Source organism: Stenotrophomonas sp. PS02297 (assembly GCF_029959705.1).
Taxonomy (GTDB): domain Bacteria; phylum Pseudomonadota; class Gammaproteobacteria; order Xanthomonadales; family Xanthomonadaceae; genus Stenotrophomonas; species Stenotrophomonas nitritireducens.
In genome coordinates this window covers 20,352-40,949 of sequence record NZ_JASCOS010000023.1, presented here as the reverse complement: position 1 = coordinate 40,949, position 20,598 = coordinate 20,352, and the positions used below count along the sequence as shown (strand labels likewise).

The following is a 20,598-nucleotide window of genomic DNA, read 5'->3' as shown; positions in this document are numbered from 1 at the left end:
ACCTCGGCTGCGGCCGGCCGCGCGGGACGCGGCGCCGCAGCCGGACGCTGCGGCTGCGGCTGCGAGATGCCCGGCATCACCCCGGCCTGCGCCAGGCGCTCGTCCACCTCGCGGTAGATGCGCCCCACCTGCGCGGCGAATTCCCGCTCGCACAGCTTGATCAGTACCAGGCGGACCTCGGCGGCCAGGTCGCACACGCCGAAAGCCTCGTGCACCGCCACGCCGATGTGTTCGGGGCCGATCGGGTTGGTGTCGATCTCCAGCGTTTCCACGCCGCTGATCCAGGCCAGGCGGCGGTCCAGCCGCGCCAGCACCTGCTTCCACTCGCGCAGCACCACCGCGGCGAAATTGCGCACCGCCAGCCGCGATTCCAGTTCGTGCTCGGACACCAGGCTCAGCCCGGCATCTCCTTGCCCGGTCTGGGCCAGCGCGGCCTCGGCCGACAGCGGAGCGGCGGCCTCAAGCGACGCCCAGGCCTGCCGCAGGTGGCTGGCGAAGCGCGCGGCGATGTCCTCGCGGCGCCGGCGCAGTTCGCGCATGCCGTCAAGGAAGACCAGCTGCGACGCGCCCGCGGTTTCGGCACGGTCGAACAGGGCGTCGTCGAATCCGGCCAGCATCCGGGTGAAGGTGGCCGACAAGGCCGGCAACGCGATTTCGCGCGACAGCGCCAGCAGGTCCGGATTATGGCCAGGGCGCTCTGGAGGATGCGGCTGGGACATCATGCGCAGTGGCTCCGCACCTTCGCAGGCGCTGCTCCTCTCGGGATCGGATGGAAGAAAGCGGACAGCCCCCCGGTTTCCGCCCACGCATGGTAGGGGGATAAGCTGAACAGGGCCAGTGATGCAGTCCGCACTTTGTACCTCGCCGCCGGCAACCCGGCATGTCGCGCCATGCTAAGGGTACCGGGGTGAATTGGCGAGAAATCCGCCAGGGAGCGCCCTCGACGGACTGCTCAGATCCGGCGCCGCCCGCGGCCGGCGGGCACCCGCACCCCGGTGTCTATAATCCACGGCCATCTTCCTCGCGTAAGCACCATGTCCGATTCCTGCTTCCTGCAAGCGCTGGGCCAACGCCGCTCGGTCCCTTCCCTGCAACTGGGCGAGCCGGCGCCGGACGAGGCGACCCTGCTGCGCATGCTGTCCGCCGCGGTGCGGGTGCCCGACCACGGCAAGCTGGTGCCGTTCCGTTTCCTCCGCCTGCAGGGCGAGGCCCGCCATGCGCTGGGCGAATACCTGGCCAGGCGCAGCCGCGAGCGCACTCCCGACGCCTCGCCGGCGGTGGTCGAGAAGGACCGCCAGCGTTTTTCGCACGCGCCGCTGATCCTGACGGTGATCGCGCGCCTGCAGGACAACCCCAAGGTTCCCGAGCAGGAGCAGCTGCTGACCGCCGGCTGCGTGTGCTTCGCCCTGCTGCAGGCTGCGCAGGGCTTCGGCTTCGGCGCGCAGTGGCTGACCGCCTGGATGGCCTACGACGACGGGGTGGCCCGCCACCTGGGGCTGGCCGGCAACGAGCGCATCGTCGGCTTCATCCATATCGGCACGCCGAAACTGCAGGTACCCGAACGCGAGCGCCCGGATCCGGCCGGCCTGCTGGAGGACTGGCGGCCGTGACGGACACGGCGGCGGGCCGGCCGCTCTACCTGGTCGATGCCAGCCTGTACGTGTTCCGCGCCTGGCACTCGATGCCCGACAGCTTCCAGGACGCGCAGGGCTGGCCGACCAATGCCGTGCACGGCTTCGCCCGCTTCCTGCTGGAACTGCTCGAACGCGAGCGCCCGGCGCACATCGCCGTCGCCTTCGACGAAGCGCTGGACAGCTGCTTCCGCCACCGCATCTATCCCGCCTACAAGGCCAACCGCGAGCCGGCGCCGGAAGCGCTGCGCCGCCAGTTCGCGCACTGCAAGGCGCTGTGCGCCGCACTGGGCCTGGACGTACTGGCCGACCGCGATTACGAGGCCGACGACCTGATCGGCAGCGCGCTGCATGCAGGCCGCGACCACGCCCTGCGCGGGGTGATCGTCTCGGCCGACAAGGACCTGTCGCAGCTGCTGCTGGAACACGACGAACAGTGGGACTACGCCCGCAACCAGCGCTGGGGCGCGGCCGGGGTCAAGGCGCGTCACGGCGTGCACGCGCACCAGATCGCCGACTACCTGGCGCTGTGCGGCGACGCGGTGGACAACATTCCCGGCGTCAGCGGCATCGGCGCCAAGTCGGCGGCGGTGCTGCTGTCCCACTTCGGCAGCCTCGACGCGCTGCTGGAGCGGATCGATGAAATCCCGTTCCTGCGCCTGCGCGGCGCCGCGCAGATGGCGGTGCGCCTGCGCGAACAGCGCGAACTGGCGCTGCTGTTCCGGCAGCTGACCACCATCGCCCTCGATGCGCCGCTGGCGCCGGCCACGCCCGGCTTCACCCGCGGCACGGCCGACCCCGACATGCTCGACGGCCTGTGCGGATCGCTGCGCTTCGGCCCGCTGACCCGGCGCCGGCTGCTGGCCGCCGCGGGGCTGGAAACCGCTCCCCCTTCCGCCAACGAGTCCGCATGAACCACGACCCCGCTTCCGAACCCCGCGTCGTCTACGAAGGCAAATACCAGCGCATGGTCGTACGCGGCACCTGGGAATACAGCGAGCGCACCCACGCCGGCGGGCTGGCCGCGATCATCATCGCCGTCACCCCCGACGACGAGGTGCTGTTCGTCGAGCAGTTCCGCGTGCCGCTGCAGGCGCGCACGATCGAGATGCCGGCCGGACTGGTCGGCGACATCACCGCCGGCGAGTCGATCGAGGCCTCGGCGATCCGCGAGCTGGAAGAGGAAACCGGCTGGACCGCCGACCACGCCGACGTGCTGATGATCGGCCCGACCTCGTCCGGCGCCAGCAGCGAGAAGATCGCCTTCGTGCGCGCCACCGGCCTGCGCCGGGTCGGCGAAGGCGGCGGCGACGACAGCGAGGACATCACCGTGCACCACGTCCCGCGCAACCGCGCCGCGGCGTGGCTGGTGGAGAAGATGGGCCAGGGCTTCGAACTGGACGCCAAGCTCTGGGCCGGGTTGTGGATGATCGAGCACCACCTGGACGGCCGCCCGCGATGAGCCGCCTCGAAAGCCCCGCCGACCTGCTGGCCGCACCGCTGCTCGGCGCCCAGGACCCGCCGCCGTTCACCGTGCACAACCCACAGGGCGGCTCGCCCTTCCTGCTGCTCGCCGATCACGCCGGGCAGCGCGTTCCGGCAGCACTGGGCGACCTCGGCCTGGCACAGGCGGAACGGGACCGGCACATCGGCTGGGACATCGGCATCGCCGGCACCACCCGGGCGCTGGCGCGGCGGCTGGATGCCTTCGCGATCGAGCAGACCTATTCGCGACTGGTGATCGACTGCAACCGGCCATTGGCCTCGCCGACCCTGATGCCCGGAACCAGCGATGGCACCGTCATTCCCGGCAACGCAGGGTTGAGCGGGTTGCAGCGGCAGCAGCGCATCGACGCCATCCATGCGCCCTATCACGCGCGCATCGCCGCCGAGCTGGACCACCGCCGCGATACCGGCAGGCCGACGCTGCTGGTGATGATGCACAGCTTCACCCCGGCGATGAACGGCGATGCACGCCCGTGGCACGCGGGCGTGCTGTACCACCGCGATGCGCGTTTCGCCCATGCGCTGCTGCAGGCGCTGCGCGACGAAGGCGACCTGGTGGTCGGCGACAACCAGCCGTATTCGGTGAGCAGCACCAGCGACTATGCGGTGCCGGTGCATGGCGAAGGCCGCGGGCTGGTGCACGTGGAACTGGAGATCCGCCAGGACCTGATCGCCGACACCACCGGCCAGCAGGCCTGGGCGGAACGGCTGGAGCGGGTTTTCCTCGCCTTGCAGCCGGCGTTGCTGGCGCAGGCCGCCCTGCAGGCGTAGCTGCGGCACAGGGCTTTCCCGGCGGGACTAGCCGGGAAAAGCTCCAGCGGGGCGTTGCCCCGCTCTACGGGAAACCCGCTTTGCAGCGCCGGGCAGCGCCCGGCGGGAACTGCCCGGGGAAAGCTCCAGCGGGGCGTTGCCCCGCTCTACGCGAAGCTGTCGGTGGCGCGCACCAGCGCATCCACGTTCTCGGCCTCGAACGCGGAATGGCCCGAAGCCGGGGTGATGTGCAGCTGCGCCTTGGTCCATACCTTGTGCAGGTCCCAGGCGTTGGCCAGCGGGCACACCACGTCATAGCGGCCATGCACGATCACGCCGGGGATGTCGGCGATCCGGTGCGCGTCGCGCAGCAGCTGGTCCTCGACCTCGAAGAAGCCGCCGTTGACGAAGTAGTGGTTCTCGATGCGGGCGAAGGCCAGCGCGAACTGCGGGTCTTCATGGCTGTTGATGAAGTCGTCGTCCACGTGCAGGAAGCTGGTGGCGCCTTCCCAGACGCTCCAGGCCTTGGCCGCGGCCAGGCGCGTGGCTTCGTCGTCGCTGGTCAGGCGGCGGTGGAACGCCGAGATCAGGTCGTGCCGCTCCACCGGCGGAATCGCGTTGACGTAGTGGTCCCAGGCATCGGGGAACAGGCGGCTGGCGCCTTCCTGGTAGAACCATTCCAGCTCCCAGCGGCGCAGCATGAAGATGCCGCGCAGCACCAGCTCGGTCACCCGCTGCGGATGGGTCTGCGCATAGGCCAGCGCCAGGGTCGAGCCCCAGCTGCCGCCGAACACCTGCCAGCGATCGAGCTGGAGGTGGCCGCGCAGCTTCTCGATGTCCGCCACCAGATCCCAGGTGGTGTTGTCCACCAGATCGGCGTGCGGCGTGGAACGGCCCGAGCCGCGCTGGTCGAACAGGATGATCCGGTACTTGGCCGGGTCGTGGAACTGGCGCATTTTCTCCGTGCAGCCGCCGCCGGGGCCGCCATGCAGCATCACCACCGGCTTGCCGTCGGGGTTGCCGCACTGTTCGTAGTACAGCGTGTGGCGCTCGTCGACCTTGAGCGTACCGGTGTCGTAGGGCGTGATGGCGGGATAAAGCGTGCGCATGCGCGGACTCACTGGCTTGGAGAACCCCCGATTGTAGAGCGGGGCATCGCCCCGCTGGGGTTTTAACGGGCAGGCCCGCCGCTACAGGCCGCAGACCCGGTTGCGGCCCTCGCGCTTGGCGCGGTACAGCTGGCGGTCGGCGGCGGCCAGCAGGGTGCGCGGGGATTCCTGCCCCGGGCCGCATTCGGCCACGCCGATGCTGGCAGTGACCACCAGCCCCGGTGCGATCTCGTCCATGCGCTGCCGGGCCAGCGCCAGGCGCAGCGCCTGCAGCCGCTCCAGCGCCTGTTCCAGGGTGACGCCGCGGAGCACCGCCAGGAATTCCTCGCCGCCATGCCGCGATACGAACTGGTCGCCATCCAGCTGCAGGCGCAGCAGTTCGGCCACCTCGCGCAGCACCCGGTCGCCACTGTGGTGGCCATGGCGGTCGTTGATCTGCTTGAAATGGTCGATGTCGATCAGTGCCACGCACAGCGGTTCGCCGCGATCGCCGGCACGTTCCAGTGCCTGGCGCAGGTGGAGCTCGGCCGCGCGACGGTTCGGCAGGCCGGTCAGCACGTCGTGCGTGGCCTGGTGTTCCAGCTGCTGCAGCAGCCGGTCGCGCTCGATGCCGGCCAGTTCCAGCGCGCGGTTCTTGTCGCTCAGTTCTTCGGTGCGCGCGGCGATCACCCGGCCGAGCCGCCGTTGGCTGCGCCGGTAACTGGCCGTGCGCAGCCAGAACCCCAGCACCACGGCGGCCGCCAGGGCCAGGCCGGCCAGCACGCGCGAGGAGGTGCGCTTCCACAGCGGCGGCACCACGTCCAGTTCCATCACCGCCGTGCCGACTTCGGCCTGCCGCGACCAGTCCAGCGGCAGCGCCATCGCCTGCACTTCCAGGCGGTGGTGGCCGGGCGTCAGGTTGGTATAGACCGCCTCGGTACCGGCCCCGGCTTCCACCCAATCGCCATCGAAGCCATGCAGGCGGTAGCGGTAACGGATCTTGTCCGGCGCGCGGAAGCTCAGCGCGGTGTAGTCCACCGCGAGGCGGCGGGCGCCCGGCTCCAGCCGGAGGCGATCGGCCAGGGTCTGCTGTACGCCGTCCACCGACACGCTCTCGAATACCACCGGCGGCGCCTTGCCGTCGTAGCGGCCCGCGATCCGCGGGTCGATCAGGCCCAGCCCGGCCGAGGTCGGGAACGCCAGCGCGCCATTGCTGGCGCGCCAGCCGGCCGGCATCGAGGCGCCGTTGCCCTGGCTGCCCGGCATGCCGTCGCTGTGGTCGATCACATGCACGGCCAACTGCCGCCGCGTACCGGCATCGATCTGGTCCAGTTCCTTGCGGGCGATGCGGAACACGCCGATGTTGCTGGGCAGCCACAGGTTCCCGGCCTGGTCGTCGATGATGCGGAACAGCTTGTCGCGCGGCAGTCCGTGGCGGTGGTCGTAGACGCGGAAGCCGCCCTCGCGCATGCGCAGCAGGCCACGGTCGCTGGCGATCCACAGGTCGCCGCCCGGGTCGCGCAGGAAATCGAACACGTACTGCGCGGGAATGTCGTCCTCGGCGTTCCAGGTCCGCAGCGTGCCGTCGGGCCCCAGCGCGGCCATGCCGCCGGTGGTGCCGATCCACAGCGTCCCGTCGCCGTCGCGATACAGCGCATGCACCACCGCGGTGGGCTGTCCCCTGCTGTCCAGCCGCAGCTGCAGCTGGCCGTTCCGGTAATGGCTCAGGCCGTGGGTGCCGCCGATCCACAGGCCGCCGTCGGGGTCGGCGAGCAGGGCGCGCACGATGGGTTCGCCATGGCTGCCAAGCCGGATCCGCTCCTGCACCCTGCCCTGCGCGTCCAGCCGGAACACCCCCTTGTCGTAGGTGCCCGCCCACAGCATGCCGTCGCGCCAGGCCAGCGCCAGCACCGACGGATCGCGGCCGCCACCATCGCCCAGCCGCACCGGATGCATGCGCTGCTGGTGCCAGCGGTCCAGGCCGTCGGCGTGGCCGATCCACAGCGTGCGGTCCTCGCTCTGCAGGACCACGCGGACGTAATCGCTGCCCAGTCCGTCCTTGCGGGTGAAGCCGACCGCTGCGACTTCCGCCACGCGGTGCAGGCCATCGGTGCTGCCGCTCCAGATCAGGCCCTCGCGATCAGCGAGCAGGGCCGGGCTCACCGGCCCGGTGATGGTCAGGCGCTCGTCGCCATCGCCGGCATGCCGCAGCAGGTCGCCGCTGGACAGGCTCATCCAGATCGCGCCGACCGCGTCGCGCAGGACCGCCTCCACCCGCCGGCCGGCCTGCAGGTGCTCGACCTTGCCGCCGGCATCGCGCCAGTACACACCATCGTCGGTCGCCAGCAGCCAGCCGTCGGCGCCGTCGCCGGCGATGCCGCGCACGGCATTCGTGCCCGCCCAGTCGGCGGCCCAGGGCAGGGCGCGCCCGCCCTGCAACCGGTAGGCGCCGGTATCGGCAGCCACCAGGAGGGCGCCATCGCCACTGCTTGCCAGCGCATTGATCCGCACGCCGGGCAGGCCGGCGTCGGCCCCCACGTCGTGGACGCGGCCATGGACGTCCATGCGCAGCAGGCGATTGGCCGAGGCGATCCAGAGGCCGCCGTCGGTGTCGCGCAACAGCGCCGAGACCGGAAGGCGGCGGGCGGCGGGTTCGCCCAGGTGCTGCCAGCGCCCATGGTGATAGCGGAACACGCCATCGGCCGCGGTGCCGAACAGGACGCCGCCATCGGCCTCGGCAAGGATGCAGAACACGCCCGACAGCTCTGCACCCGGCGTGTTCTGGCGGTCGAAAACGGTGAAATGGCGCCCGTTGAAGCGGACCACGCCTTCCCAGGTTCCGGCCCAGATGAAGCCATCGCGGTCCTGCGCCAGCGCATGCACCAGGTTGTGCGGCAGGCCATCGGCCATGGTCCAGTCGCTGACCATGTAATGGCGGCCGTCCGCGGCCCGCGCCGCCGGCAGCAGGATCAGGCAGGCGAGCACCAGGGCCATGCACCAGCACGGCACCGGCCGGGCCGCGCCGCGGAACCCCCTGCCCCAGGCGATCTCGATACTACGGGCCAACAGAACCGTCCCCCTTCGCGGCTTGGCGCGGCGAGCCACGGAAGCCCGCCGCGCGACGCCAATCTACCACCGCGAAGGTGCGCGCATCCGCCGGCAAGCGACGGCGGATGCGCCGTTCAGCTTGCCGCCTCGTCCGGCCGCACCCGGAACCAGGCCGCGTACAGCGCAGGCAGGAACACCAGGGTCAGCACCGTACCGACGATCAGTCCGCCCATGATCGAGATCGCCATCGAGCCATAGAACGCGCTGCGCGAGAGCGGGATCATCGCCAGCACCGCGGCCAGCGCGGTCAGCACGATCGGGCGGAAGCGGCGCACGGTGGCGTCGATGATGGCGTGCCAGCGGTCGTGGCCGGCGTCGATGTCCTGCTGGATCTGGTCCACCAGGATCACCGAGTTGCGCATGATCATGCCCGCCAGCGCGATGGTGCCCAGCAGCGCCACGAAGCCGAACGGCACGCGGAAGATCAGCAGGAACAGGGTCGCGCCGATGATGCCCAGGGGCGCCGTGACCAGCACCATCGCCGCGCGCGAGAAGCTGCGCAGCTGCAGCATCAGCAGGGTCACCACCACGATCAGGAACAGCGGCATGCCGGCCTTGATCGAGTTCTGCCCGCGCGCCGAATCTTCCACCGTGCCGCCGACCTCCAGCAGGTAGCCGTCCGGCAGGGCGGCGCGGATGTCGTCCAGGGCCGGCAGGATCTGCCCGGTGACCTCCGGCGGCAGCAGGCCGTCGGCGATGTCCGCGCGCACGGTGACGGTGGGCAGGCGGTTGCGGTGCCAGATGATGCCGTCCTCGAACACGTACTCAAGCCGTGCCACCTGCGACAACGGCACCGCGGTGCCGCCGGGCGTGGGAATGGCCAGGCTGGCGAGCAGGTCGAGCTGCGCGCGCTCCTCGTCCGGGCCGCGCAGCAGCATGCCGATCTGGCGGTTGCCTTCGCGGTAGGTGCTCACCTGCATGCCCGACAGCGAGCTGCCCAGGAAATGCGCGATCTGCGCGCTGCTCACGCCCAGCGCGCGGGCGCGGTCCTGGTCCACCACCAGCCGCACCACCTTGCTCGGCTCGGACCAGTTGAGGTTGACGTTGGCCACATGCGGGTTCTGCCGCACCTTGTCGGCCACCTGCCGCGCGATGGCCTGCACCCGGTCGATATGCTCGCCGGACACGCGGAACTGCACCGGATAGCCCACCGGTGGGCCGTTCTCCAGCCGGGTCACGCGCAGCTGCACGTCGTTGAACTGCGGCACCACCTCCTTCAGCAGCCAGTCGCGCACTTCCTCGCGCGCATGGATGTCCTGCGCCAGCACCACGAACTGGGCGAAGTTGGTCGCCGGCAGCTGCTGGTCCAGCGGCAGGTAGAAACGCGGCGAACCGCTGCCCACGTAGCCGACATAGTTGGCGATGCCTTCGCGCTGTTTGAGCAGCTCTTCCAGCTTGTGCGCCTGCGCCTGGGTCGCGGTCAGCGAGGCGCCTTCGGCCAGTTCGATGTCCACCATCAGTTCCGGCCGGGTCGAGTCCGGGAAGAACTGCTGCGGCACGAAGCGGAACATCGCCAGCGAGAACACGAACAGGCCGATGGTGGCGAAGATCACCAGCCAGCGGCGGCGCAGGCAGGCGTCGAGGAACGTCCGGAAGCGCTGGTAGAACGCACTCTTGTACGGGTCATGGTCGTGCGCCAGCTGCTTCGGCCGCACCAGGTTGGCGAGCGCGGGATTGCGGTCGGCCCAGCGCAGGCGCAGCGCATGCCAGCGCCCGGCGAGGCTGCCCGGCCTGGGAGCCTTGGGGTTGTGCAGGTCCGGCAGCATCTTGTCGCCCAGGTACGGGATGAACAGCACCGCGGCGATCCACGACACCACCAGGGCGATGGTCACCACCTGGAACAGCGAGCGGGTGTACTCGCCGGTGCTCGAGGCGGCGGTGGCGATCGGCAGGAAGCCGGCGGCGGTGATCAGCGTGCCGGTCAGCATCGGGAACGCGGTCGACTCCCAGGCGAAGCTGGCCGCGCGCAGGCGGTCGTAGCCCTGCTCCATCTTGGTGGCCATCATTTCCACCGCGATGATCGCATCGTCCACCAGCAGTCCCAGTGCCAGCACCAGCGCGCCCAGCGAGATCTTGTGCAGGCCGATGTCGAACTGGTGCATGACGAAGAAGGTCATCGCCAGCACCAGCGGGATCGACACCGCCACCACCAGCCCGGTACGCCAGCCCAGCGAGAAGAAGCTCACCAGCAGCACGATCACCACCGCCTCGGTCAGCACCTTGACGAACTCGCCCACCGAGTCCTCCACCGCATGCGGCTGGTCGGACACCTTGCGCAGCTCCATGCCGGCCGGCAGCGTCTTCTGCAGCCGCGCGAACTCATCGTCCAGGGCCTTGCCGAGCTTGAGGATGTCGCCGCCGTCCTTCATCGCCACGGCGATGCCGATGGCGTCCTCGCCCATGAAGCGCATCTTCGGCGAGGCCGGGTCGGCGAAGCCGCGCTTGACCTGGGCGATGTCGCCAAGGCGCACGGTGCGGTCGCCGGCGCGGATCGGGAACGCGGCGATGTCCTCGACCGACTGGAACTGGCCGGTCACCCGCAGCTGCACGCGGTCGCTGGCGGTCTCGAACCAGCTGGCGGGCGTGATCGCGTTCTGGTCGGCCAGCGCCTGCTGCACCTGCTGCAGCGACACCCCCAGCGTGGCCAGCTTGGTGTTGGACAGCTCGATCCACACCTTCTCGTCCTGCAGGCCGAGCAGGTCGACCTTGCCCACGTCGGCCACGCGCTGCAGCTCCAGCTGGATGCGGTCGGCGTAGTCGCGCATCAGCGCGTAGTCGAAGCCCTTGCCGGTCAGCGCGTAGATGTTGCCGAAGGTGTCGCCGAACTCGTCGTTGAAGAACGGCCCGACCACCTCGGCCGGCAACTGCGAGCGGATGTCGCCGACCTTCTTGCGCACCTGGTAGAACAGCTCCGGCACGTCCTTCGACCGCATCGAATCGCGCGCCATGAAGATCACCTGCGACTCACCCGGCCGCGAGTACGACTGGATGAACTCGAACTGCCCGGTGTTCATCAGCGCCTTCTCGATCGGCTCGGTCACCTGCCGCGAGACCTGCTCGGCGGTGGCGCCGGGCCAGGCGGTCTGCACGACCATCGCCTTGAACGTGAACGGAGGATCTTCGGACTGGCCGAGGTGCTTGTAGGACCAGGCGCCGATGACCGCCAGCGCGATCATCATGAACAGCACCAGCGGGCGGTTGCCCAGCGCCCATTCGGAGAGATTGAAGCGGCGCACGGGTCAGTCCCCCTGCTTCGCGGGAGCCTGCATCACCGGCTTGTTGCCACGATCCACGGCCGTCACCGGCTGGCCTTCGCGCAGCAGGTGGCCGCCGGCGGCGACCACCCAGTCGTCGGCCTTCAGGCCCGACAGCACCGGGACGCTCTGCGCGCCGTAGGCGCCGAGCGTCACCTCGCGCAGGTGCAGCGTGCCCTTGCCCGGGTCCACCACCCACACCCCCGCCTGCTGCTGCGTCCTGCCCGGCTGCACCGCCGCCAGCGGCACGTTCAACGCGCCGCCCTTGGCATGGGCGACGTAGACCCGCGCGCTCTGCCCCAGCTCCACCGCATCCAGCGCTTCGGCCGCCAGGCTCACGCGCGTGGCATAGGTGCGCGCCTGCGCGTCGGCGGCCGGCGCGATCTCACGGATGGTGCCGGGCCAGCGCTTGCCGGGGCGGTTCCACAGCTCCACTTCCACCGCCTGGCCCACCGCGAAATCGCGGATGCCGCTTTCCGGCAGGGCGATGGCGACCTCGCGGGCGCCGTCGGCGGCCAGCGTATAGATGGTCTGCCCGGCGGCGACGACCTGCCCGGCCTCGGCCTGGCGGCTGGCGATCACGCCATCGACAGGCGCGCGCAGCTGCGCATAGCCGGCCTGGTTGCGGGCCACGTCCAGATTGGACCGGGCCGCATCGGCCTGGCCCTGCGCCGCCTTCAGCGCGGCGGTCTGCGCGTCCAGCGCCGAACGGCTGACCAGCTGCTGCCCGGCCAGCGCGGCATAGCGCTTCTGCTCGTCGCGCGCGCGCACCAGATCGGCTTCGGCAGCGGCGTACTGCGCCTGTGCCGCGCGCGCCTGCAATGCGAAGTCGGCCACGTCCAGCTCGGCCAGCAACTGGCCCCGCTTCACCCGCTGGCCTGCATCGACCTCGCGCCGCAGCAGGTTGCCCCCCACCCGGAACGCCAGCGCCGCTTCCTCGCGCGCCCGCACTTCGCCCGGGTAGGCGGTGATGGCATCGCCGCTTCCCTGGGGGTGGACGACCAGGACAGGTACAGCATGTGCGGGGGCGGGCCCGGTCTTGCCGCAGGCGGCCAGCAGGGCCAACAACAGGGAACCGCCAATCCATCGAGCAGTGTTCATGGGTGAGGATCGCAGGGATGAGGAAGGGGGATGGCGGCGTTCACCGCCATTACTGAACGACGCGGTATAGTATAAATACAAAACCAATTGGTCTAGTATTCGCGCATGTCTTCGCACCAGCCCTCCCACACCCCCGGCAAGCCCGCCCCGCGCGGCGCCGGTCCCGGCCGCCCCAAGGACCTGGGCAAGCGCGCCGCGATCCTGGAAACGGCCAAGGAAATGTTCATCGAACTGGGTTTCAACGGCGTGAGCATGGACGGCATCGCCGCCGGCGCGGGCGTTTCCAAGCTCACCGTCTACAGCCATTTCGGCGACAAGGAGACCCTGTTCTCCGAGGCGATCCAGGCCAAGTGCGTGGAAATGATGCCCGACGAACTGTTCGTGACCGACAGCGAAGGCCCGCTGCGCGACCAGCTGCGCGGGATCGGGCACGCGTTCTTCGCCCTGATCAGCAGCGACGCGGCCATCGCCACCCAGCGCATGATGATGACGCCGGAGACCGACGACCGGATCCGCCGGATGTTCTGGCAGGCCGGCCCCCAGCGCACGGAGATGGCGCTGTCCGAATTCCTCGGCGCGCGCGTGGCGCGCGGCGAACTGGCCATCGGCGACCTGCACCTGGCCGCACGCCAGTTCTTCTGCCTGATCAAGGGCGAACTGCACGCGCACATGATGTGCGGGCTGTGCCCGGCCCCGGAACAGCGCGACGCCGACGCCCACATCGCCACCACGGTCGATTTCTTCATCCGTGCGTATGCGCCCCGCCCGTAACCTGAACGAACCGGAGGTCGTGATGACTTCCGGCACTGCGGACCTGCCGCGGGCACGGCGATGCTTGCCCCGCACTGCCCGCGCCAACCGGTAAAATGGCCGGCCCACTGCGCCGGATTGACGAGAAACCATGACGATCGATTACTCCCACGCCCGCGAAATGATGGTCGAGCAGCAGGTACGTCCCTGGGACGTGCTGGACCTGCGCGTGCTGGACGTCCTGGCGCGGTTGCCGCGCGAAGCCTTCGTGGCCGAGCTGCACAAGGCGCTGGCCTATGCCGACATCGAACTGCCGCTGGGCCATGGCCAGAAGATGATGAAGCCGGTCGTCGAAGGCCGCATGCTGCAGGCGCTGGACCTGCAGCCGGGCGACGAAGTGCTGGAAATCGGCACCGGCAGCGGCTTCATCAGCGCCTGCCTGGGCGAACTGGCCCGTGAAGTGCTCAGCCTGGAAATCCAGCCCGAGCTGGCCGAGCGCGCCCGCCAGAACCTGGACGCCGCCAGGCTCGGCTCCAACGTACGCATCGAGATCGCCGACGCCCTGCAATGGCAGACCCAGCGTCATTTCGACGCCATCTGCATCACCGGGGCGGTGGATACCGTGCCGGCGCACATCCTGAAGTGGCTGCGCCCGGGCGGTCGCCTGTTCGTCATCCAGGGCCACTCGCCGGTGATGGAAGCGGTGCTGATCAAGGCCGACGGCAGCGTGCAGTCCCTGTTCGAAACCGACATCGACTATCTGCAGGGTGCCGCGCCGGCCCCGCAGTTCCACCTCTGATCCGCTACATCCAAGGAAGCCGCAATGATCCGCCGATCCCTCGCCCTTGCGCTGGCTGTCGCCCTCTCGCCGCTGGCGGCCAACGCCGCCGACCTGCTGCAGGTCTACGAAATGGCCCGCAACGGCGATCCGCAGCTGGCCTCCGCAGAATCCAACCGGCTGTACACCAAGGAAGGCCAGGTGCAGGCCCGCGCCAACCTGCTGCCGTCGCTGAACGGCCAGGCCACGCTCAACCGCGCCCGCACCTCGCAGGACGGCGTCAGTGGCTCTACCACCGCCACGTCGCGCCGCTACAGCATCGGCGGTGAGCAGACCCTGTTCAACTGGACCCAGTTCGCCAACCTGCGCGCCCAGCGCGAGATCAGCAAGGCGGCCGACTTCGACCTCGAATCGGCCAACGACGACCTGATCGTGCGTACCGCGACCACCTATTTCAACGTGCTGGTGGCGATCGAATCGCTCAGCGCCGCGCAGACCAACGAGGCGGCCGCCAAGAAGCAGTTCGACTACGCGGACAAGCGCCTGGAAGTGGGCCTGGCGCCGATCACCGACGTGCACGAAGCCCGCGCCCAGTACGACCAGGCGCGCGCCAACACCATCCTCGCCCGCAATACCCTGGCCGACGCCTACCAGGCGCTGACCGAACTGACCGGCCAGCCGGTGCAGGGCCTGCGCAGCCTGCCGGAAGATTTCCGTCCGGAACTGCCGGCCAACCGCGGCGACGTCGACAGGCTGGTGGCCGATGCGATCACCCAGAACCCGGCGCTGAAGGCGCAGGAACTGAAGGTCAACGCCGCCGAATCCAGCGTCTCGGCCGCCCGCGGCGGTCACTACCCGACCCTGTCGCTGGGCGGCAGCTGGGGCAAGAGCGCCAGTTGGGGCGACAGCGTCGGCGCGTCGTCTTCCGGACCGGATACGACCACCAACTCGATCGGCCTGACCCTGAACGTGCCGATCTTCGCCGGCGGCGCCACCCAGTCCTATGTGCGCCAGGCCCTGGCCCAGCGCGACATGGCCCAGGACGGCTACGAGCAGCAGAAGCGCGCGCTGGACCGCAATACCCGCAACGCCTACCAGGCGGTGGTGGCCGGCATCAGCGAAGTGGAAGCGCGCCGCCTGGCCGTGGTGTCCGCGCAGAGCGCCTATGACGCCTCGCAGGTCGGCCTGGAGGTCGGTACCCGTACCGTGCTGGACGTGGTGCAGAACCAGCGCACCCTGTTCCAGGCCAAGCTCGACTACGCGCAGGCCCGCTACAACTTCCTGCTCAGCCGCCTGCAGCTCAGCCAGGCCATCGGCGGGCTGGACGTGGCCGAGGTGCAGGACGTCAACCGCCTGCTGACCCAGGATGCGGAAGCCCAGCTGGCACCGGGCAGCATGCAGTAATTCCCGCCGATCACCGCGTGGAAACGGAAAGGCGGGCTCCGGCCCGCCTTTTTCGTGTCCGTCGGGAAAGCCCCAGCGGGGCGCTGCCACGCTCTACGGGACGGCCGAGCATCGTGGCTTTGTAGCGCCGGGCAACGCCCGGCGAGGCTTGACCGGGAAGGCCCCAGCGGGGCGGTGCCCCGCTCTACGGGACGGCCGAGCGTCGTGGCTTTGTAGCGCCGGGCAACGCCCGGCGAGGCTTGACCGGGAAGGCCCCAGCGGGGCGGTGCCCCGCTCTACGGGACGGCCGAGCGTCGCCGCTTTGTAGCGCCGGGCAACGCCCGGCGAGGCTTGACCCGGGAAGACCCCAGCGGGGCGGTGCCCCGCTCTACGGGACGGCCGAGCGTCGCGGTTTTGTAGCGCCGGGCAACGCCCGGCGGGGCTTGGCCGGGAAGGCCCCAGCGGGGCGGTTCCCCGCTCTAGTCCAGTGCGGGCAGGCTCGGCCCGATCAGCTCCAGCGTCCGCTCCAGGGCCCCGCGACCGTTGGCCACCAGCTCGGCGCCCGCCTCGACCATCTTCCGGCGTGCCGATACGTCGCCCAGCAGGTGCAGCAGCTCGTCGCCAAGCTGGTCGACGTCATCGCAGATGCTCAACGCCCCGGCTTCGCTCATGCGCCGCGAGATCTCGGCGAAGTTGTGCAGGTGCGGGCCGGTGATCACCGCCGTGCCCATCGCCGCGGGTTCCAGCAGGTTGTGCCCGCCGATGGCCTGCAGGCTGCCGCCGACGAAGGCCACCTGCGCGCAGGCGAAGAACGGCATCAGCTCGCCCAGCGTGTTGATCACGAACCCCTGCGTGTCGGCGCCCGGCCAGCGCTCGGCGCTGCGCGTGGAAACGCGCCAGCCCCGCGCCTGCACCGAGGCCTCGACCTTGCCGAACCGTTCCGGATGCCGTGGCGCCCACAGCAGCAGGGCGTCGGGATACCGTTCCAGTACGCGCGCATGCAGGTCGATGACCGCCTGTTCTTCGCCTTCGTGCGTGCTGGCGGCGATCCAGGTCACGCGTCCGGCCGGCACATGTGCGTGAAAGGCGGCGAGCAGCGGCGTCGGGTCGGGAGGACGGATGTCGAACTTCAGGTTGCCCAGCGCGCAGACCTGCTCTTCCCGGGCGCCCAGCACGACGAAACGGCGCGCGTCCTCGCGCGACTGCGCGGCCACGCAGGTCACCGTGCGCAGCGCGCGCCCGACCAGCGGCCGCAGCAGGCGGTAGCCCTTCAGCGACCGTGCCGACAGCCGCGCATTGAGGATGTACACCGGAATCCGACGGTCGCGGCAGCCGAACAGCAGGTTCGGCCACAGTTCGGTTTCCAGGATCAGCGCCAGGCTCGGGTGGAAATGGTCGAGGAAGCGGCCGGCGCTGCCGGGCACGTCGTACGGCAGGTAGACGTGGTCCACCGCGTCGCCCCACAGCGCGCGTACGCGCTGCGAGCCGGTCGGGGTGATGGTGGTGATGACCCAGCGGATGTCCGGCCGCTGCCGGCGCAGCGCATCCACCACCGGCGCGGCGGCGTTGACCTCGCCCACCGACACCGCATGCAGCCAGACGCAGGGCCGGCGGCCGCTTTCCGGATAGGACGCATAGCGTTCGTCCCAGCGCTTGAAGTACTCGCGCACCCGGAAGCCACGCCAGACCAGGTGATAGACGGTGATGGGCAGCAGCAGGTACAGCAGGGCCGAATACAGGCCCCGCAGCAGCAGTTCGACGGGATCCTTGCGCATGCGGCGAGGATACCTAGGAGCGGGGAACTAGTGGATAGGAGCGAGGGCATGCGGCCGCGTCCCCCTCGCCTTCACCAGTTGCGGGTTCCCATCCACCGGTTCCAAATTAGAATCCCCCCATGTCCGACACCCCCACCACCGCCACCCGCCCATCGCCGTGGCAACCCCGCCATTGGCCGACGTTCGCCTGGCTGGCGCTGGCCATGCTGGGCGCGCGCCTGCCCTGGCTGCTGCAGCGTGCGATCGGCCGCGGCATCGGCTGGCTCGCGCTGCACCTGGCCGGTTCCCGCCGGCATGCCGCCGAAGTGAACATCCGCCTGTGCTTCCCCGAACAGGACGAGGCCTGGCGCCGGCAACTGCTGCGCGACAGCTTCGACGCGCTGGGCGTGGGCATCTTCGAATTCGCGCGGGCATGGTGGGGCGGCATCGATGCCATCCGCCCTCGGGTGGAGATCGAAGGGCTGGAGCACCTGCGCGCACTGCAGGCGGAAGGGCGCGGCGTGCTGCTGGTCTCCGGGCACTTCATGACCCTGGAGATGTGCGGGCGCCTGCTGTGCGACCACGTGCCGCTGGCCGGCATGTACCGCCGCTACCGCAACCCGGTGATGGAATGGGCGGTCAAGCACGGCCGCCTGCGCTACGCCAGCGCGATGTTCGCCAACGAGGACATCCGCGCCACGGTGCGCCACCTGAAGAAGGGGGGCCTGCTGTGGTACGCGCCCGACCAGGACATGCGCGGCAAGGATTCGGTGTTCGTGCCGTTCTTCGGCATGCCCGCCTCCACCATCACCGCGACCCACCAGTTCGCGCGCCTCACCGGCTGCGCCGTAGTGCCTTTTTTCCATCGCCGCGAGGGCGGGCGCTACCTGCTGAAGATCGCCCCGCCGCTGCCGGGCTTTCCCACCGACGACGCGGTCGCCGATACCGCACGCGTCAACACCGCCATCGAGGAGATGGTGCGCGAGGCGCCAGCCCAGTACCTGTGGATCCACCGCCGCTTCAAGCGGCAGCCGGAAGGGCGCAGTCGCTTCTACGAACGCGGCTGAGCGCTTTCCTGCGGTCGTGCCGGGTTTGCCAGCAGCGCGCCGGCGAACAGCGCGGCCAGCAGCAGGGTCGCGCCGCCCCAGAACGCCGAGTAGAACGCCAGGTGGGTGTTGAACGGGAACACCGTCACCGCCAGCGCCAGCGTCGCCGGCCGCGCGCGCGCGCGCGCCTCCTCGTCCGCATAGCGCCACGCGCGCCAGGCCATGGCCGCGCCGGCCAGCCACAGCAGCAGGCCCAGCATGCCGGTCTCGGCCAGGATTTCGAGCACCAGCTGATGCGCGTGCAGGGCCGGCCCGGCGCCCCACGCCGCGTACTGTCCGGGTGCCGGATCGCATTGCGGATAGGCGTTGCGGAATTCGCGCGCGCCCACGCCGTTGAACGGATGCGCGCGCACCATGCACAGTGCCGCGGACCAGATCTGGCCGCGCCCGGACAGGGCCGCATCCACGCCGGCCGCATCGCCGGCCAGCGCCAGCGTGGTGCGCGTCACGCGCTCGCGCACCTGCGTGGAGAGCCCCGCCAGCGCCACCGCGCCGATGACGGCGGACAACAGCAGCAGCGCCATGCCCTTCCTGCCAAGCAGGCGCCAGCCCGAGAACAGCACCACCAGCGCATAGGTGATCCAGGACGCGCGCGAGCCGGCGAGCACGATCACCACGCCGGTAGGCACCGCCGCCAACAGCCAGCCCCAGCGTCCCCAGCGTGCGGCGGCGGCGAACAGCAGGAACGGAGTGAGGCTGGCGAGCACCTGGCCGAACTTCAGGTTGCACGGCCCGAACACGCCGCTGAGCCGGTCGGCCAGGGCCGCCTGCCCGGCGCTGCACAGGCCGTGTCCGTTGATCAGCCACTTGAGCTGGTCCATCGACCAGAACAGCGGACTGGTGCCCAGCGCCGCCTGCGCCAGCGCATCCACGACCCACAGCGCGACGACGACGCCCAGCCCGGTGAAGGTGACGCGGCGCCGCGCCCCGGTCGCCACCGCGATGGCGACCAGCCACATGAAAGGCAGATGGCGCAGCCCGGCCGCCACCCGGCCCCATGCCCGGGCCGGGTCGTCCGCATCCAGCGCGGAAACCACCTGCGGCAGCCAGTAGGCCAGGAACAGCGTGCTGGTCAGCGCCCACGCCGGCACGCTGAGCAGCGCGGCGCCACCGGCCCGGAAGCGCAGGTGCAGCAGGCGGAGCACCGTCGCCAATGCGCCCAGCCCCAGCACCGCCTCGGCGATGCCCGGCGCCGGCCACAGCGCGACGAAGGCGATCACCCACGCCGGCGCCCACTTCCCCGGGAGCGTTGAAGACGGCGGGAGGGATTCAACCGGCAAGTTCGCCATAGGTATCCAGCGTCGCGCGCTGCATGGCCCGCAAGGTGAAAGGAATACGCCGCGGCAGCGATGGCGGTTGCCGCAGCAGTTCGATGGCGCGCGCCGCCAATGCCGGCGCATCGCCCCTGGGCACCGCACCGCTGGGCTGCAGTTCGGCAAGCAGTTCGCCCACGCCGCCGTGATCCCACCCCAGTACCGGGCGGCCCACGGCCAGCGCTTCCAGCACGGTGCGGCCGAACGCCTCGGGCTTGTCCGACAATTGCAGCACCAGATCGCTGGCCGCGTAGGCCTGCGCGATCTTCGCCGTCGGTTCGGTGATGGCGACCGCGTCGGCGATGCCCAGCGCCGCGGCCTGCTGTTCGAGTTCGCGCACGTAGGCCTCGCGCCCGGGTTCGCGCGCGCCGGGCATCCACAACCGCGCCGGCATGCCCTGCCTGCGCAGGGTCGACAACAGGCGCAGCGCGTGCGGGTGCCCCTTGAGGCGGGTACCGCGGCCGGGCAGCAGCAGCAGCGGTCCGTCGCCGGCCAGCGCCGGATGCGCGCCCTCCACCGCCAGCCGCGGGCGACGATCGGTGGGCGCCACGTGCGGGAACTGTGCCAGGTCCACGCCGCGCGGGATCACCCGCAGGCGCTGCGGATCGGTGGCCGGGTAATGCGCGAGCAGGTAGTCGCGCACGGTCCTGGATACGCAGATCACCCGCTCGCCGCTGGCCATGATGGCGCTGTAGCGGCCGGGCGAGTTCAGCCCGTGCATGGTCGTGACCCAGTGCGGGCGCCGCTCCCGTGGCAGGCCGCGCAGCGCATGCCAGCCCAGCCAGGCCGGCAGCCGCGAACGCGCGTGCACGATGTCGGCTCCAGTTTCGTCGAACAGCCGCCGCAGCGACACCACGTGGCGTAGGGTCAGCAGCGACTTGCGGCCGATGTCCAGCGCCAGATGCTCGGCCCCGCTCGCCAGCAGCGGCTGGACCAGGCGGCCGCCGGCGGAGACCACGATGGCGCGGTGCCCGGCCTCCACCAGCGCCTGGGCGATCTCCAGCGTCGAGCGCTCCACGCCGCCGGAGTGCAGCGCCGGCAGCAGCTGCACCACGGTCAGGCGGCGCATGCGGGCG

At 70.4% G+C, this 20,598-nt stretch carries 16 protein-coding genes; 8 read left to right on the top strand and 8 right to left on the bottom strand.

Features of this window, described 5'->3' with window-relative positions; genetic code table 11:
* Nucleotides 1–722 (bottom strand): DUF1631 family protein (locus QMX80_RS07350; RefSeq protein WP_282276196.1); only part of this gene is annotated, 722 nt, incomplete at its 3' end.
* 312 nt (nt 723–1,034) lie between these two features.
* On the opposite strand from QMX80_RS07350, the gene QMX80_RS07345 reads away from it, so the two are divergent.
* The 4 genes from QMX80_RS07345 to QMX80_RS07330 are packed head-to-tail and all read left to right on the top strand — an operon-like array spanning nt 1,035 to nt 3,908.
* Nucleotides 1,035–1,610, top strand: coding sequence for a nitroreductase (locus QMX80_RS07345; RefSeq protein ID WP_273084524.1), 576 nt, complete (start codon nt 1,035–1,037; stop codon nt 1,608–1,610).
* A complete protein-coding gene (locus tag QMX80_RS07340; protein WP_282276198.1) occupies nt 1,598–2,545 on the top strand; it encodes a 5'-3' exonuclease H3TH domain-containing protein in 948 nt (315 codons plus the stop codon). The genes QMX80_RS07345 and QMX80_RS07340 overlap by 13 nt, the downstream gene beginning before the upstream one ends.
* Nucleotides 2,542–3,093, top strand: coding sequence for an NUDIX hydrolase (locus QMX80_RS07335; RefSeq protein ID WP_055772066.1), 552 nt, complete (start codon nt 2,542–2,544; stop codon nt 3,091–3,093). Before QMX80_RS07340 ends, QMX80_RS07335 begins: the two co-directional genes overlap by 4 nt.
* A complete protein-coding gene (locus QMX80_RS07330; RefSeq protein ID WP_282276193.1) occupies nt 3,090–3,908 on the top strand; it encodes an N-formylglutamate amidohydrolase in 819 nt (272 codons plus the stop codon). The genes QMX80_RS07335 and QMX80_RS07330 overlap by 4 nt, the downstream gene beginning before the upstream one ends.
* Before the next feature lie 146 nt (nt 3,909–4,054).
* On the opposite strand, the gene pip is transcribed toward QMX80_RS07330, so the two are convergent.
* From pip to QMX80_RS07310, 4 genes are all read right to left on the bottom strand, one after another.
* Complete coding sequence (gene pip, locus QMX80_RS07325) at nt 4,055–4,996, bottom strand: prolyl aminopeptidase (RefSeq protein ID WP_055772073.1); 942 nt, start codon at nt 4,994–4,996, stop codon at nt 4,055–4,057.
* A gap of 81 nt (nt 4,997–5,077) precedes the next feature.
* The gene (locus QMX80_RS07320; RefSeq protein WP_282276188.1) at nt 5,078–7,969 is read right to left on the bottom strand and encodes a ligand-binding sensor domain-containing diguanylate cyclase; all 2,892 of its coding nucleotides are present in this window, start codon (nt 7,967–7,969) and stop codon (nt 5,078–5,080) included.
* A 188-nt stretch (nt 7,970–8,157) separates the two neighbouring features.
* Nucleotides 8,158–11,319, bottom strand: coding sequence for an efflux RND transporter permease subunit (locus QMX80_RS07315; RefSeq protein ID WP_282276186.1), 3,162 nt, complete (start codon nt 11,317–11,319; stop codon nt 8,158–8,160).
* Nucleotides 11,320–11,322: 3 nt separating this feature from the next.
* On the bottom strand, nt 11,323–12,438 hold the full coding sequence (locus tag QMX80_RS07310; RefSeq protein ID WP_282276184.1) for an efflux RND transporter periplasmic adaptor subunit: 1,116 nt from the start codon (nt 12,436–12,438) through the stop codon (nt 11,323–11,325).
* A 105-nt stretch (nt 12,439–12,543) separates the two neighbouring features.
* On the opposite strand from QMX80_RS07310, the gene QMX80_RS07305 reads away from it, so the two are divergent.
* The 3 genes from QMX80_RS07305 to QMX80_RS07295 all read left to right on the top strand — a co-directional run bounded on the left by QMX80_RS07305 (nt 12,544) and on the right by QMX80_RS07295 (nt 15,370).
* Nucleotides 12,544–13,209 (top strand): TetR/AcrR family transcriptional regulator, encoded by a 666-nt coding sequence (locus QMX80_RS07305; protein WP_055772082.1) that lies wholly within the window; start codon nt 12,544–12,546, stop codon nt 13,207–13,209.
* Between the two features lie 130 nt (nt 13,210–13,339).
* Nucleotides 13,340–13,987 carry a protein-L-isoaspartate O-methyltransferase gene (locus QMX80_RS07300; RefSeq protein WP_282276180.1) on the top strand — a complete coding sequence of 216 codons (648 nt, stop codon included), beginning with the start codon at nt 13,340–13,342 and terminating at the stop codon, nt 13,985–13,987.
* Nucleotides 13,988–14,011: 24 nt separating this feature from the next.
* The gene (locus tag QMX80_RS07295) at nt 14,012–15,370 is read left to right on the top strand and encodes a TolC family outer membrane protein (RefSeq protein WP_273084539.1); all 1,359 of its coding nucleotides are present in this window, start codon (nt 14,012–14,014) and stop codon (nt 15,368–15,370) included.
* Nucleotides 15,371–15,828: 458 nt separating this feature from the next.
* Here the strand turns inward: QMX80_RS07295 and waaA are convergent, their stop codons facing one another.
* Nucleotides 15,829–17,124 carry a lipid IV(A) 3-deoxy-D-manno-octulosonic acid transferase gene (waaA, locus tag QMX80_RS07290; protein WP_055772095.1) on the bottom strand — a complete coding sequence of 432 codons (1,296 nt, stop codon included), beginning with the start codon at nt 17,122–17,124 and terminating at the stop codon, nt 15,829–15,831.
* A 119-nt stretch (nt 17,125–17,243) separates the two neighbouring features.
* Here waaA and QMX80_RS07285 point away from each other — a divergent pair, with 119 nt between their 5' ends.
* Nucleotides 17,244–18,170 carry an LpxL/LpxP family Kdo(2)-lipid IV(A) lauroyl/palmitoleoyl acyltransferase gene (locus QMX80_RS07285; RefSeq protein ID WP_273084544.1) on the top strand — a complete coding sequence of 309 codons (927 nt, stop codon included), beginning with the start codon at nt 17,244–17,246 and terminating at the stop codon, nt 18,168–18,170.
* Here QMX80_RS07285 and QMX80_RS07280 read toward each other — a convergent pair.
* Both QMX80_RS07280 and QMX80_RS07275 read right to left on the bottom strand, forming a co-directional pair.
* Nucleotides 18,155–19,498: an O-antigen ligase family protein gene (locus QMX80_RS07280; protein ID WP_282276174.1), complete on the bottom strand. Its 1,344-nt coding sequence runs from the start codon at nt 19,496–19,498 to the stop codon at nt 18,155–18,157. The two genes, QMX80_RS07285 and QMX80_RS07280, sit on opposite strands and share 16 nt — an antisense overlap.
* Complete coding sequence (locus QMX80_RS07275) at nt 19,479–20,591, bottom strand: glycosyltransferase family 4 protein (RefSeq protein ID WP_282276173.1); 1,113 nt, start codon at nt 20,589–20,591, stop codon at nt 19,479–19,481. The genes QMX80_RS07280 and QMX80_RS07275 overlap by 20 nt, the downstream gene beginning before the upstream one ends.
* Nucleotides 20,592–20,598 lie beyond the last annotated feature (7 nt).